This is a genomic window from Flavobacterium cerinum (genome assembly GCF_024496085.1).
In the GTDB taxonomy this organism is placed as follows: domain Bacteria; phylum Bacteroidota; class Bacteroidia; order Flavobacteriales; family Flavobacteriaceae; genus Flavobacterium; species Flavobacterium cerinum_A.
On record NZ_CP101751.1, the window covers coordinates 1,495,233 to 1,509,982 of the forward strand.

Sequence of the window (14,750 nt, forward strand, 5' to 3'; positions counted from 1 at the left end):
ACTTGTTTTAGTCAATTAATGGTAGAATGCATACAAATTCTCCGTTTTTCTCAAAAGTTTTGAAGTCTTTTTTAGAATAGTAATTATATATACTTTGTAAGTATTTTAAGCCAAAATTATTACTTTGTTCATTACTGGCTTTTTTTTGTAAATTATTGCTAATAATTACATGATCTTCTTTGATAATGATACGGGTTTTTAAGGGCGATTCTATCGTAGCAGAATTATGCTTAATAACATTTTCGATACAAATCTGTAAGGAGAGATACGGAATGTTTTTTATTAATCCCATGTCGGCTTCAATCTCAATGGAAAATTGCAATTCCTGATTAAAGCGGGTCATTTGTAAAAAGATATATTTTTCAATAAAGGAAAGCTCATCGCTCAACGGAACAATATTTTCCTGCGGCGGATCGATCAGATAACGATAAATTTTTGATAGATTTAAAGTGAACTTTTTCGCCTTTGGTGCATCTGCATCAATCAACATGTATAACGAATTAAGCGTGTTGAACAGAAAATGCGGATTAATTTGTTCCTTAAGTTGTTGGAGTTGAATTAAAGCATTTTCCTTGTGAATTTTTTCATTTTCGAGTAAAAGACTGTTTTTGTCGGCTATTAAAGCTTCTTTTTCAAGATACTCTTTTCGGTTGGCCCGATTAAATAAATAAAAGATAAATACCAGGATAAAAGTAGTAATCAGATAGATGGTTGAAACGTGTTGCTTTACTTTGATGACATTTTCATCGGCGACCATTTTTGGAAAGTTAATACAAATGTACCAATCAATGCCATCCAGTTTCAAAGGTTTTACAAAACGAATAACGTCTAGTTGTAAATATTCGGACAGGGCTATTTCCTCATTATAACCTTTTTTGGAATTAATAGTAGTGTCCGACGGACTAAGATTGGAAAAATTAAAAATGTTTTTTCCGTTTTTCTCAGCATCCGGGTGAAAAATACAAGTTCCGTTCCGATCAAAAACAAAGGCATAGTTGGGTGCGTTACCATCGATAAGCGAAAAATGATCGTGTAATTTTTTAAGGTCAATATCATAACCATATCGGATGACCGTATTGTTGTCTTTTACAATTTTGAAATAGTTACGCCATATTAAAGTGTCACCTTGTTTTAATATCACACTGGAATTTTCTTCCTTTCCTTTGGGATCAACAAGGAGATTCAAGTGTTTTTGAAAAGAACCTTTCCCGGAATTATTAGTATAGATCGGCCCGTTGTTAATTTGAAACCAGTTACACAATACAACCGGATTACTTAATTGTATCGCATTTAATAAAGTCAGATTGTTTGTAATATTCTGATTGTTGCTTATTTTGAGCACTTCCTGAACATTTTTCTTTTGTTCCAGTAAACGCGAAAATTCCTGTTCAAGAACATCATATTTTTTTAGAAAACTACGTTGTGCCACTTCCTGATTGGATTTTTCGGTGATCTGAGTGATCAGATTACTTAAAATAAAAATCGTTACCGTAGTAACTACAATCACAATAAGCCCTGTAATTAAAAAGGTACGTCTGGAAATAGTATTTTGAATCGGAAATTTCAAGCAAGCGAAAATTAATTTTCATATATAAGGTAAGGAGAACGCATTTTTTTAAAAGCATTCAAACCTTTTTCCCAGGATTTTCGGATATCGGATTCTTTCATTCCGGATTCGATTTGCTGTTGTAATTTTTGAGTTCCGGCCAGTTTACTGAAGAAACTATTGAAGAATACTTTTTTATCGGATGTCTCCTGTTGCGCTTTGATCAGCCATTTTAGTTCCAATCGATTTACTTTTGGTGCGTCAGACAAGTCTTCGCCATAACACAATTTACCGTTGTATACCGGATCTTTGGCGCCAAGGTTCGGGCCGGGTGTAAAGCTAAAATCAGATTTCGGAAGAAACGGAGAACCGTAAATTTGAAATTGTTTTTCGGTACCGCGTCCCATACTCACATTTGTTCCTTCGAATAAACATAAGCTGGCGTATAAATTAATGGATTGATCATTTGGAAGGTTAGGAGAAGGTTTTACAGGTAAGCTATACGACATGCTTCGTTTGTAATTGGAACAAGGAATAATCTCAAGTGCACATTGTACACCATTTTTAAGCCATTTTTCACCATTGATCATTCTGGCGTATTCTCCGATAGTCATACCGTGTAAAACCGGAATCGGATGCATACCGACAAAACTGGTAAATTCTTTTTCAAGTACCGGTCCGTCAACAATGGAACCATTCGGATTCGGTCGGTCCAGTATTAATAAAGGAATGTTTTCCTCGGCACAGGCTTCCATGATATAATGTAATGATGATATATAGGTGTAAAAACGAGCACCTACATCCTGCAAATCAAAAACCATGATGTCGATTTGCTTCAGTTGATCCGGTTTCGGTTTTTTGTTATTACCGTATAAAGATATAATCGGTAAACCGGTTTTACTGTCTTTTCCGTCTTTGATCAATTCACCGGCATCGGCTGTACCTCTAAATCCGTGTTCAGGAGCATATATTTTAACAACATCCAGTTTATTGCTCAACATAAAATCGACCAGGTGTACCGGATTTTTTAATTTTTTATTGTTTCCGTCATAATTAACGATGCTCGTAGGATTCGTTACAACACCAATTCTTTTGTTGGCCAGAAGAGACTGGTATTTTTCAAAATTGTCGGCACCGCAAAGAATCGGATCATTTTGTTTATGAGTTAAAGTGCCTGCATCGGATATTTCGGTTTTAGAACCTTTCTGCCGGATAGCAGAATTTCCACAGGATACTATCGCTAAAACCAAGAATAAAACTGTATTTTTGAAAACGGAATTTGATATCATAAGTCTTGAGATTAGAATATTTTATAGCAAAACGATTAATTACTACTAAAAACTATAAAAGTAGTATATCTGCACCAATAATAAAAATTGCAATTGCGGCTATTGCCATCGGCATCATCATGATGATTGTTTCGGTAGCGACCGGAGTTGGTTTACAACAAAAAATACGCCAGAAAATTGCGGCATTCAACGGACACATAATTATCTCGAATTATGACGATAACCAATCCGAAGTGAGCGTGGAGCCTATTTCAATTCATCAACCGTTTTATCCGAAATTCAAAAATATTGATGGAATTAGTCACGTTCAGGCTACCGCATCTAAAGCCGGTATCATTCGGACGGAGAATGCTTTTGAAGGAATTGTATTTAAAGGAGTAGGGAAAGATTTTAAGTGGACTGATCTAAAAGAGTATATTGTTGAAGGGCGGATCCCTAATTTAAATGCAGCGCTTAATAATGAAATAATCATTTCAAAGTATCTGGCAGATCGTTTACAGTTGAAGTTAGGTGATAAGTTCAATACCTTTTTTATGAAAGAAGAAGGAAACAAATTGCCAAACGTACGTCGTTTTGAAATTGTAGGTATTTATAATTCCGGATTCCAGGAATTTGATGCGTCCTATATAATAGGAGATATTCGACATATTCAGCGAATCAATAAATGGAGTAAAGATGAAGTAGGGGAGTTTGAGGTTTTTATTGATGACTTTTCGAAGATAAAAGAAAAGGGTGAGCAGATTTATACAGAAATTCCGCCTACTTATAATAGTGTAACGATACAGGAGAAATATTATAATATTTTTGAATGGTTAAAATTATTCGATTTTAATATTGTGGTCATTCTGATTGTGATGGTAGTGGTAGCTACTATTAATATGGTCGTGGCTTTATTGGTGTTGATTTTAGAGCGCACCCAAATGATAGGAATATTAAAAGCGGTTGGAGCGGATAACTGGATAATCCGAAAAATATTTTTGTATAATGCATTATACCTTATAATAAGAGGACTGCTTTGGGGGAATGGGATCGGTATCAGTTTGCTGTTGATTCAGAAATATTTCGGAATTATAAAGCTGAACCCGGAAAATTATTATGTTACCGAAGCTCCGGTTGTGATAGAGGTACTTCCGATTTTACTTTTAAACTTAGGAACAATATTGATTTGTTTGTTAGTTCTGCTGATTCCGTCTTATATCATTACTAAGATTTCTCCGGTAAAGGCAATCCGTTTCGATTAGAGGAAACATTTGGTTTTATTTTTAAATTTCAAAAGAAGAAAAATAAAACTACTACATGTATATAATAGTATACCGCGGGGATTTCCTGCGGTTTTTTATTTCATCCGGACACACCTGCCAGATTTTTAAAACCAGTCGGGTTTTATATTTTAGTTGATGAATTTCGGTTTTAGTTTATTACGCTATATATATTATAGTGTAAAGTATCCGTTTTTGATACCCGAAGGTTTTAAAAACCCGTGAGATATGAAAAAGAGCATTCTTTTTTCTTTTCTCTTTCTTCTTTTTTCGGGATGATTAGCATTAAAAACCGTCCTATATATAGGACAAGCTCTCTTTTCTCTTTCTTCTTTTCTCTTAGCTCTTATGATTGCAGAAAAAAAGGTTTAGTATTAACAAATGGTAATGAGGGAGTTAAAAAATAGTTTTAAAAAAAGGCTTAATAAAGTTTGTGAAATCGGAAAAAGGTTCTAGTTTTGCAGCCGCAATAAGGAAGTTCATTGAGAGTTAGCAGCAGATTGGGAATTGACTAAGGAATAGAAAAAAGTCAAAAAAAGATTTGCGAGAAACAAAAAAGCGAATTATCTTTGCAGCCCGCAAAACAGGGAAGTTCTTAAAGATATTGAGTAAGAAAAACGAAGAAAATTTTTTCAAAAAAAACTTCAAAAAAATCTTGCACAGTTTTAAAAAAGTTTCTACTTTTGCAGCCGCTAACCGAGAGAGGTTAGTTGGAAAAAGAGAATGACACGTTCATAGACATATTGGATTGACAGCATACAAAGAGAGAGTAAAATTTTTCGAGTATAAAAAATTAGACCTGAGAATTATCGACAATATTAAAAATATACGATGAAGAGTTTGATCCTGGCTCAGGATGAACGCTAGCGGCAGGCCTAACACATGCAAGTCGAGGGGTAGGATTAGCTTGCTAATCTGAGACCGGCGCACGGGTGCGTAACGCGTATGCAATCTACCTTGTACAGAGGGATAGCCCAGAGAAATTTGGATTAATACCTCATAGTGTTTTAGAGTGGCCTCACTTTATTACTAAAGTTCCAACGGTACAAGATGAGCATGCGTCCCATTAGCTAGTTGGTGTGGTAACGGCATACCAAGGCAATGATGGGTAGGGGTCCTGAGAGGGAGATCCCCCACACTGGTACTGAGACACGGACCAGACTCCTACGGGAGGCAGCAGTGAGGAATATTGGACAATGGGCGCAAGCCTGATCCAGCCATGCCGCGTGCAGGATGAAGCATCTATGGTGTGTAAACTGCTTTTATACAGGAAGAAACCCTACCACGTGTGGTAGATTGACGGTACTGTAGGAATAAGGATCGGCTAACTCCGTGCCAGCAGCCGCGGTAATACGGAGGATCCAAGCGTTATCCGGAATCATTGGGTTTAAAGGGTCCGTAGGCGGTTTTGTAAGTCAGTGGTGAAATCTGGTCGCTTAACGATCAAACGGCCATTGATACTGCAGGACTTGAATTACCAGGAAGTAACTAGAATATGTAGTGTAGCGGTGAAATGCTTAGATATTACATGGAATACCAATTGCGAAGGCAGGTTACTACTGGTTTATTGACGCTGATGGACGAAAGCGTGGGGAGCGAACAGGATTAGATACCCTGGTAGTCCACGCCGTAAACGATGGATACTAGCTGTTGGGCGCAAGCTCAGTGGCTAAGCGAAAGTGATAAGTATCCCACCTGGGGAGTACGAACGCAAGTTTGAAACTCAAAGGAATTGACGGGGGCCCGCACAAGCGGTGGAGCATGTGGTTTAATTCGATGATACGCGAGGAACCTTACCAGGGCTTAAATGTAGAGTGACAGATTTGGAAACAGATTTTTCTTCGGACACTTTACAAGGTGCTGCATGGTTGTCGTCAGCTCGTGCCGTGAGGTGTCAGGTTAAGTCCTATAACGAGCGCAACCCCTGTTGTTAGTTGCCAGCGAGTCATGTCGGGAACTCTAACGAGACTGCCGGTGCAAACCGTGAGGAAGGTGGGGATGACGTCAAATCATCACGGCCCTTACGTCCTGGGCTACACACGTGCTACAATGGCCGGTACAGAGAGCAGCCACTGGGCGACCAGGAGCGAATCTATAAAACCGGTCACAGTTCGGATCGGAGTCTGCAACTCGACTCCGTGAAGCTGGAATCGCTAGTAATCGGATATCAGCCATGATCCGGTGAATACGTTCCCGGGCCTTGTACACACCGCCCGTCAAGCCATGGAAGCTGGGGGTACCTGAAGTCGGTGACCGCAAGGAGCTGCCTAGGGTAAAACTAGTAACTGGGGCTAAGTCGTAACAAGGTAGCCGTACCGGAAGGTGCGGCTGGAACACCTCCTTTCTAGAGAAAGATAAGCATCAGGTTTATGATACAAGAGATTTTACTCTCGCTGTTAGTTCAAAAAAAAGAAAAGTAAAAAGAGTTTAAACTATTTTTAGAGGAAAATGTGAGTTTTAATTTAAAATTCAGCATTTAAAATTTAAAATACGTTAAAAATAGTCTCGTAGCTCAGCTGGTTAGAGTACTACACTGATAATGTAGGGGTCGGCAGTTCGAGTCTGCCCGGGACTACAACTTTTACTTAGAAGGAAATTCTGGAAGTTGGGATTTGGATTAAGGGTTATTAATTCAAAATTCGAAATTCAACATTCAAAATAAGAAAGAATGGGGGATTAGCTCAGCTGGCTAGAGCGCCTGCCTTGCACGCAGGAGGTCATCGGTTCGACTCCGATATTCTCCACGATTCCATAATAATGGAAAATAGTTCATTGACATATTGAGATAAGAAAACAAAAAAATTAGAAAGCACAGAATTTAGGGTGCATCGTAAGATGTATTTTAAAAAAGTAAGTACAATAAGCAAAATAAGGGCGTATGGGGGATGCCTAGGCTCTCAGAGGCGAAGAAGGACGTGATAAGCTGCGAAAAGTTACGGGGATTGGCACATACGAATTGATCCGTAAATATCCGAATGGGGCAACCCACTATGTTGAAGACATAGTACATCGATAGATGGGCGAACCCGCTGAACTGAAACATCTAAGTAGGCGGAGGAGAAGAAAACAAAAGTGATTCCGTAAGTAGTGGCGAGCGAACGCGGAAAAGCCCAAACCAGTGCTGTTACGGCAGTGCTGGGGTTGTAGGACCACGACATTTCTTGCGGATTGAATTGGAATAACCTGGAAAGGTTAACGATATAGGGTGATAGTCCCGTACAAGTAAGAGAAGATAAGAATAGTGGTATCCTGAGTAGGGCGGGGCACGTGAAACCCTGTCTGAATCTGGCGGGACCATCCGCTAAGGCTAAATACTCCTGAGAGACCGATAGTGAACCAGTACCGTGAGGGAAAGGTGAAAAGAACCGTGAATAACGGAGTGAAAAAGATCCTGAAACCATACGCCTACAAGCGGTCGGAGCCCTTAAGTGGGGTGACGGCGTGCCTTTTGCATAATGAGCCTACGAGTTACCGTTGCTGGCAAGGATAAGCACTTCAGGTGTGGATCCGTAGCGAAAGCGAGTCTGAATAGGGCGCCATAGTCAGTAGTGGTAGACGCGAAACCGTGTGATCTACCCATGGGCAGGATGAAGCTGTGGTAACACACAGTGGAGGTCCGAACCGGTTGACGTTGAAAAGTCTTCGGATGACCTGTGGGTAGGGGTGAAAGGCCAATCAAACTCGGAAATAGCTCGTACTCCCCGAAATGCATTTAGGTGCAGCGCTGATTTAGTTATATAGAGGTAGAGCTACTGATTGGATGCGGGGGCTTCACCGCCTACCAATTCCTGACAAACTCCGAATGCTATATAATGATTTTCAGCAGTGAGGGCATGGGTGCTAAGGTCCATGTCCGAGAGGGAAAGAACCCAGACCATCAGCTAAGGTCCCCAAATGTATGCTAAGTTGAAAAAACGAGGTTTGTCTGCCCAGACAGCTAGGATGTTGGCTTGGAAGCAGCCATTCATTTAAAGAGTGCGTAACAGCTCACTAGTCGAGCGGACGAGCATGGATAATAATCGGGCATAAGTATACTACCGAAGCTATGGATTTGTATTTGATACAAGTGGTAGGGGAGCATTCTAAACTGGGTTGAAGGTGATATGTGAGTATTGCTGGACTGTTTAGAAAAGAAAATGTAGGCATAAGTAACGATAATGCGGGCGAGAAACCCGCACACCGAAAGACTAAGGTTTCCTCAGCTATGCTAATCAGCTGAGGGTTAGTCGGGTCCTAAGGCGAACCCGAAAGGGACAGTCGATGGCCAACGGGTTAATATTCCCGTACTACTTATAATTGTGATGGGGTGACGGAGTGATGAAAGTACCGCGAACTGACGGAATAGTTCGTTAAAGCACCTAGCTATAGGTCCCGTAGGCAAATCCGCGGGAACTGGTGAAATGCGATAGTACACGGAGTCTTCGGACAAAGTGATAGTGTACCTAAGGGCTTCCAAGAAAAACCTCTAAACTTAGATTATAAGTACCCGTACCGTAAACCGACACAGGTAGTCGAGGAGAGAATCCTAAGGTGCTCGAGAGATTCATGGCTAAGGAATTAGGCAAAATAGACCTGTAACTTCGGGAGAAAGGTCGCCAGCAGCAATGCTGGCCGCAGTGAAAAGGTCCAGGCGACTGTTTATCAAAAACACAGGGCTCTGCCAAATCGTAAGATGAAGTATAGGGCCTGACACCTGCCCGGTGCTGGAAGGTTAAGAGGAGATGTTATCTTCGGAGAAGCATTGAATTGAAGCCCCAGTAAACGGCGGCCGTAACTATAACGGTCCTAAGGTAGCGAAATTCCTTGTCGGGTAAGTTCCGACCTGCACGAATGGTGTAACGATCTGGACACTGTCTCAGCCATGAGCTCGGTGAAATTGTAGTATCGGTGAAGATGCCGATTACCCGCAGTGGGACGAAAAGACCCTGTGCACCTTTACTATAGCTTAGTATTGACCTTGGATAAGTGATGTGTAGGATAGGTGGGAGACTATGAAGCGGCTTCGCTAGGAGTTGTGGAGTCATTGTTGAAATACCACCCTTTGCTTATCTGAGGCCTAACTCTTCGGTGAAGAGGACATTGCTTGGTGGGTAGTTTGACTGGGGTGGTCGCCTCCAAAAGAGTAACGGAGGCTTCTAAAGGTTCCCTCAGCACGCTTGGTAACCGTGCGTAGAGTGCAATGGCATAAGGGAGCTTGACTGAGAGACATACAGGTCGATCAGGTACGAAAGTAGAGCATAGTGATCCGGTGGTTCCGCATGGAAGGGCCATCGCTCAAAGGATAAAAGGTACGCCGGGGATAACAGGCTGATCTCCCCCAAGAGCTCATATCGACGGGGGGGTTTGGCACCTCGATGTCGGCTCGTCACATCCTGGGGCTGGAGAAGGTCCCAAGGGTTGGGCTGTTCGCCCATTAAAGTGGCACGCGAGCTGGGTTCAGAACGTCGTGAGACAGTTCGGTCTCTATCTACTGTGGGCGTTAGAAATTTGAGTGGATCTGACTCTAGTACGAGAGGACCGAGTTGGACAAACCTCTAGTGTATCTGTTGTCCCGCCAGGGGCACCGCAGAGTAGCTACGTTTGGAAGGGATAAGCGCTGAAAGCATATAAGCGCGAAACCCACCACAAGATGAGATTTCTTTAAAGGGTCGTGGGAGATGACCACGTTGATAGGCTATAGGTGTAAAGGCAGTAATGTCATAGCCGAGTAGTACTAATAACCCGTAAGCTTATGTACGTGTCCTTCCGCCGCAAGGCGGAAGGGAAGTCTTTCTGACTGATGTTTTTGATTTTTTATCTCAGTATGTTAAAATATTAGTGTCTCGTTTAGAGAACGAGACCAACGATTTAAGGTGGTTATTGCGGCGGGGCTCACCTCTTCCCATTCCGAACAGAGAAGTTAAGCCCGCCTGCGCAGATGGTACTGCAATCCTGTGGGAGAGTATGTCGCCGCCTTTCTTTTAAAAACCCTATCATTACCGATAGGGTTTTTTGTTTTTATATAATGTCGGATCCAACCCAAATGGAGCCGACATTTTTATTGCTGCATGTTTTGTTTCTACTTAATAGGGTTTTAATCGCTGTTTTTTCTAGGACTGCTTTTTTAAATACCGGTTTGAAATTAGAAAAGGAGCAGATTCCACACTTTTTTCTTTTTCTGATTGTAGAATTATTCTACACTTTGACAGGATTTCCACAGCTATTTAAAGTTTTAAATAATCTTTTTGTTTTAGTTAATTACCTGTTTTGTAGTGATTTATATGTTTTGTTTGTGTGTTTTTCTAATTGTGGTATGTTTTTTTCATATAGGTTAAGTGTAACAGAAATTAATAACATATAAAATTTAATCTTATGAAAAATTTACTTTTATCAACGGCTTTAGTTTTAGGATTAGGAACAACTGCTTTCGCTTCTAACGTATCAATCTCAGATGTTCAATCTATCAATATCGATCAACAAAAAGAGTATAAAGAAATCAAACCGTCAGAGGTTAATGCTGATGCATTGAAAAAAATCGGTGAGAAATATGCAGGATATACTTTAACAGGTGCTGCAGTTGCTGCTGACGGAGAATACAAATTAACATTGCAAAAAGACGGAACTAGTGTAGTTGCATTGTTTACTTCTGCTGGTGAATTCATCAAAGAAGCTTAATATTTGAAATGTAGTAAGGTGAATAAGTAGATTTTTCTACTCGGTAAGAGGAGGCATTAGCCTCCTTTTATTGTTTTAGGACTTAACATTAATTAACAACCAAAAATGTTAAATTTGTACCTTATCAAATTAATTGTAGATGAGTTCAAAAATTCTGGTTGTAGATGATGATATTTCTTTCTGTGTAATGTTAAAGACCTTTTTGGAGAAAAAAGGATTTAATGTACATAATGTTTTCTCGGCTAAAGAAGCTGAAAGTATATTAGAAAATGAATTCTTTGATGTTGTTCTGACTGATATCAGATTACCGGATAAAGACGGAATCGAACTATTACAATTAATCAAAACCAAATCATTCCCAACACAGGTCATTCTGATGACAGGCTATACAGAAATCAAAACAGCTGTAAATGCTATTAAGATGGGAGCATTTGATTATGTCGGAAAACCGATCAATCCTGATGAAATTCTACATACGATCAATCAGGCATTAAGTAAAAAAGCTAACCCGATAGTAACTCAGGAAGAGACAGAGATAACAGCCACTCCGTCTAAATCGAAATCAAACGCTCAAAATAACACTTTCCCTTTTGTTAAGGGGATAAGTGATCACTCAGGACAATTGCATGATTATATCGAATTAGTTGCGCCGACAAATATGTCTGTGTTGATTATCGGCGATAGCGGAACAGGAAAAGAATATATTGCTCATAGTATACATGTGCAGAGCAAGCGTATGGATAAACCTTTTATTGCGGTTGATTGTGGTGCTATTCCGAAAGATCTAGCTTCAAGTGAGTTTTTCGGACATTTAAAAGGATCTTTTACCGGAGCTTTTAATGACAAAACCGGACATTTTGAAGCCGCTAATGGTGGAACTTTATTCCTGGATGAAGTTGGAAATCTGTCTTACGAAGTACAAATCCAATTACTTAGGGCGCTACAGGAAAGAAAAATCAAACCGGTTGGTAGTAATAATGAAATTGCTGTTGATATAAGGGTCATTGCAGCAACGAATGAGGATTTACAGGAAGCGGTTAAAAGAGGCGATTTTAGAGAGGATTTATATCACAGATTGAATGAATTCAGTATTAAGGCTCCGCGACTTTCAGAGCGTAAAAATGATATCCTGATTTTTGCAAATTATTTCCTGGAAATGGCAAACCATGATCTTGAAAAAGATATTCAGGGCTTTTCACAACCTGTAACCGATTTGTTTCTCACGTATGACTGGCCGGGGAACTTAAGAGAGATGAAAAACATCATAAAAAGGTCAGTACTGCTTACCAGAGGTGATATCGTACAGAAAGAAGTATTGCCGCAGGAAATGTTTGAAAATCTGACTCAAAATAAGCCGGAAAGTGAATTCCAGTTGTATTCGTCCAAAGATGAAGAAAAAGCAATTGTGGAAGCTTTAGAAAAAGCGAAATTCAATAAAACAAAAGCAGCACAGCTACTGGGAATCGATAGAAAGACGCTTTACAATAAAATTAAATTATATAACATCGACCTTTAACGAAGCTCTTCTTTTAACTTTTCAATCAGTAATTCTAATTGATCAATTACAGATTGCAGATAGTCTTTTGGATTGATTTTTTGAAAATCGAGTGTTTTGTCTTCTAATGGGAGCAGCATGTCTACAATAGAATGAACCTGCATTTGTTTTAGCATCGGAATCAGTTTATGTGCCAATTGTGCTATTGTATCCGGATCATTATCGGTCATAGCGGCTTTTAATCCGTCAATATTATCTTTACAGCTACTGATGAAAATAGTGATGATGCCTTGTAATGCAGCCTGATCATTTTGTGTAAACTGATTTAAACTGTTTAAGTTGTATAGCTGATGATTGCGATGCTGATGCTGATCATATTTAATTTCTCCCGGAGATCGACCTTCAAAGAGGGCTTGTAACTGATTTAAAAGATCTTTTAACTGAATAGGCTTAGGGTGAAATGTCGTAAATCCTCTTTTGATAAAATCTTCCAGTACCAAATCACGCTTTCCGGTTAAAGCAATAACAGGAATATCGGAAAGATTGGGATAGGATTTAATCTTTTCAATCAATTCAAATCCGTCCATTTTTGGCATTTGGATATCCGAAATCAAAAGATCATAAGCCTGATCATTTAATAATGCAATTACTTTGGTGGCATCAACTTCAGTGGTTACCTCAATAGCATAATTAATCAGGATCTCTTCCATTAGTTTTAACTGTAATGGATCATCATCAACAATTAAAATCTTTTTATCCCGTAAAAAATCATATTGAGTAGTGTCATTTTCGGATGATGACAAATGAACGGATTGTTCCGCTTTTATATTCGGAATCCGAACTGTAAAGGTTGATCCTTTGTGTTCCTCACTTTTTAGCTGAATAGTTCCTCCCAGAAGTTCAATGATTCGTTTGGCAATAGTAAGGCCCAAACCGGTTCCTCCGTATTTCTTTTCAATGCCGGAATGCGCCTGTGTAAATTCTCTAAAAACGTCTTTCTGTTTGTTTTTCGGAATTCCGATTCCGGTATCGGTTACTGTAATGGAAATCCACTCGGAATCCAAAACGGCTTCTATTGTTACTTGGCCTTCCTGCGTAAACTTAATAGCATTTGTAACAAGATTGGTCAGTACTTGTTTAATGCGATACGGATCGGAAACAAATAACCCGTCAAGTTCTTTCTCAATTGTCCACTTCAACTGAATTCCTTTATTTGTCGCATTCGGAACCAATGGCTGACAACTATTTTCAATCAGATCTTTAAAATTAAAGTTGATTTTTTCGATTTTGATCTTGTTATTTTCCAATTTGGAGAAATCGATCAGATCATTCACCAGCTTTAATATATAATGTGAGGAATGTTTGATGTTATCCAGATATTGAAGTTGTTTCGGAGTGACAGGCGTATTTTTTAACAGGTCAGAAAAGCCGATCACGCTACCCAATGGTGTTTGGATATCGTGTGTTACCGTAGCTAAAAGCATTGTTTTGCTACGTAACAAATCTTCTTTTTCTAAATTCAACCGTTCCAATTGCATCCTGTATTTCTGATTCCGTTGTAAATCACGAACAATAATTAAGCCAAAAAGGAGCACAAGTAACAGCGCAACAGCACCAATCCAGGCAATGTTTTTTGTGGTTTTACTAATCGCGAATTTGGACTCGTTGATTTTCTGATATGATTTCTGAAGGATTTCTTTTTCAACAGAGGTTAATACATTTCGAAGCTGATCGGAAATCACGCGATTTTCTTCCAGTAATTTCTGTTCTCTTTTAAAAAGCTGATTTTTAATCTGATTTTCTTTGGTTACCACATCCGAAATAATCTTTTCAAATGCCAGAACCAATGAATCGTTGGAAACAGGTAGTATGCTTAAAGAGTCGCGCTGATGCGGATTGAGTACGTTATCCAGAAATTTACGGATCTGCGAATTATTACGGGCACGACTAAGCGGTTGGAAGTTCAGAACCAGTGAATCCTTAACATTGTAAATTTTGGTGATGGCTTTATCCAGGTTGTTTTCGTGACTGTATTTTTTTCGGAAGTTCAAAATCTCCCGAATACTTTTCCGCTTCTTTTTCAAAAGCATTTGTATGGAATCGAACTTGGCAAGCTGGTTGTCATCGGCGCCTTCTTTAATCGTCTCAATTTCGGCATTGATGCTATCCAGAATTCGGTAATATTCGTTAATCGTATTCTTGTTTTCGGTTAGCATGGCTGAACGACCAATAGCTTCAGAAGTATACAGATTGGTTACGACATTACTGATTTTTAATATTTTTTTATTTTCTTCCGAAGTGGTTTCTTTCGGAGTAGCAATTTTCAGGATTTCAGAATAGATATACCAAACAGAAATGACAGCGATAACAATCAGGAAAATATACCCAAGTACAACTTTAAACTGTAACGATTTTGCTCTTTTATCCATTCCATAAAGATACTGGATATGATTTTGCTGTCAAAAAAAAAGTCCAACATTGCGTTGGACTCTCTTATGATATAAGGG

6 protein-coding genes, 2 tRNA genes and 3 rRNA genes are annotated in these 14,750 nt (G+C 39.4%); 8 read left to right on the forward strand and 3 right to left on the reverse strand.

Features of this window, described 5'->3' with window-relative positions; all coding sequences use genetic code 11:
* Positions 1 to 7: 7 nt before the first annotated feature.
* Together NOX80_RS06580 and NOX80_RS06585 are read right to left on the reverse strand one after the other, a co-directional pair.
* A complete protein-coding gene (locus NOX80_RS06580) occupies positions 8 to 1,567 on the reverse strand; it encodes a histidine kinase (RefSeq protein WP_256552516.1) in 1,560 nt (519 codons plus the stop codon).
* Between the two features lie 11 nt (positions 1,568 to 1,578).
* On the reverse strand, positions 1,579 to 2,835 hold the full coding sequence (locus tag NOX80_RS06585; protein ID WP_256552517.1) for an exo-beta-N-acetylmuramidase NamZ family protein: 1,257 nt from the start codon (positions 2,833 to 2,835) through the stop codon (positions 1,579 to 1,581).
* Between the two features lie 5 nt (positions 2,836 to 2,840).
* Between NOX80_RS06585 and NOX80_RS06590 the strand changes: the two genes are divergently transcribed.
* From NOX80_RS06590 to NOX80_RS06625, 8 genes are all read left to right on the forward strand, one after another.
* Positions 2,841 to 4,076 carry an ABC transporter permease gene (locus NOX80_RS06590; RefSeq protein WP_256552518.1) on the forward strand — a complete coding sequence of 412 codons (1,236 nt, stop codon included), beginning with the start codon at positions 2,841 to 2,843 and terminating at the stop codon, positions 4,074 to 4,076.
* A gap of 846 nt (positions 4,077 to 4,922) precedes the next feature.
* Positions 4,923 to 6,438: ribosomal RNA gene (locus NOX80_RS06595) — 16S ribosomal RNA — on the forward strand.
* A gap of 157 nt (positions 6,439 to 6,595) precedes the next feature.
* Positions 6,596 to 6,669 (forward strand) — tRNA-Ile (locus tag NOX80_RS06600).
* Between the two features lie 95 nt (positions 6,670 to 6,764).
* Positions 6,765 to 6,838 (forward strand) — tRNA-Ala (locus NOX80_RS06605).
* Positions 6,839 to 6,951: 113 nt separating this feature from the next.
* Positions 6,952 to 9,831, forward strand: a 23S ribosomal RNA gene (locus NOX80_RS06610).
* A 111-nt stretch (positions 9,832 to 9,942) separates the two neighbouring features.
* Positions 9,943 to 10,052: ribosomal RNA gene (rrf, locus tag NOX80_RS06615) — 5S ribosomal RNA — on the forward strand.
* Together the 16S, 23S and 5S rRNA genes with 2 tRNA genes alongside form the textbook arrangement of a ribosomal RNA operon.
* A gap of 393 nt (positions 10,053 to 10,445) precedes the next feature.
* Positions 10,446 to 10,748, forward strand: a complete 303-nt coding sequence (locus tag NOX80_RS06620; protein ID WP_256552519.1) for a hypothetical protein — start codon at positions 10,446 to 10,448, stop codon at positions 10,746 to 10,748.
* Positions 10,749 to 10,887: 139 nt separating this feature from the next.
* On the forward strand, positions 10,888 to 12,264 hold the full coding sequence (locus NOX80_RS06625; protein ID WP_256552520.1) for a sigma-54-dependent transcriptional regulator: 1,377 nt from the start codon (positions 10,888 to 10,890) through the stop codon (positions 12,262 to 12,264).
* On the opposite strand, the gene NOX80_RS06630 is transcribed toward NOX80_RS06625, so the two are convergent.
* On the reverse strand, positions 12,261 to 14,672 hold the full coding sequence (locus NOX80_RS06630; RefSeq protein ID WP_256552521.1) for a hybrid sensor histidine kinase/response regulator: 2,412 nt from the start codon (positions 14,670 to 14,672) through the stop codon (positions 12,261 to 12,263). The two genes, NOX80_RS06625 and NOX80_RS06630, sit on opposite strands and share 4 nt — an antisense overlap.
* Positions 14,673 to 14,750 lie beyond the last annotated feature (78 nt).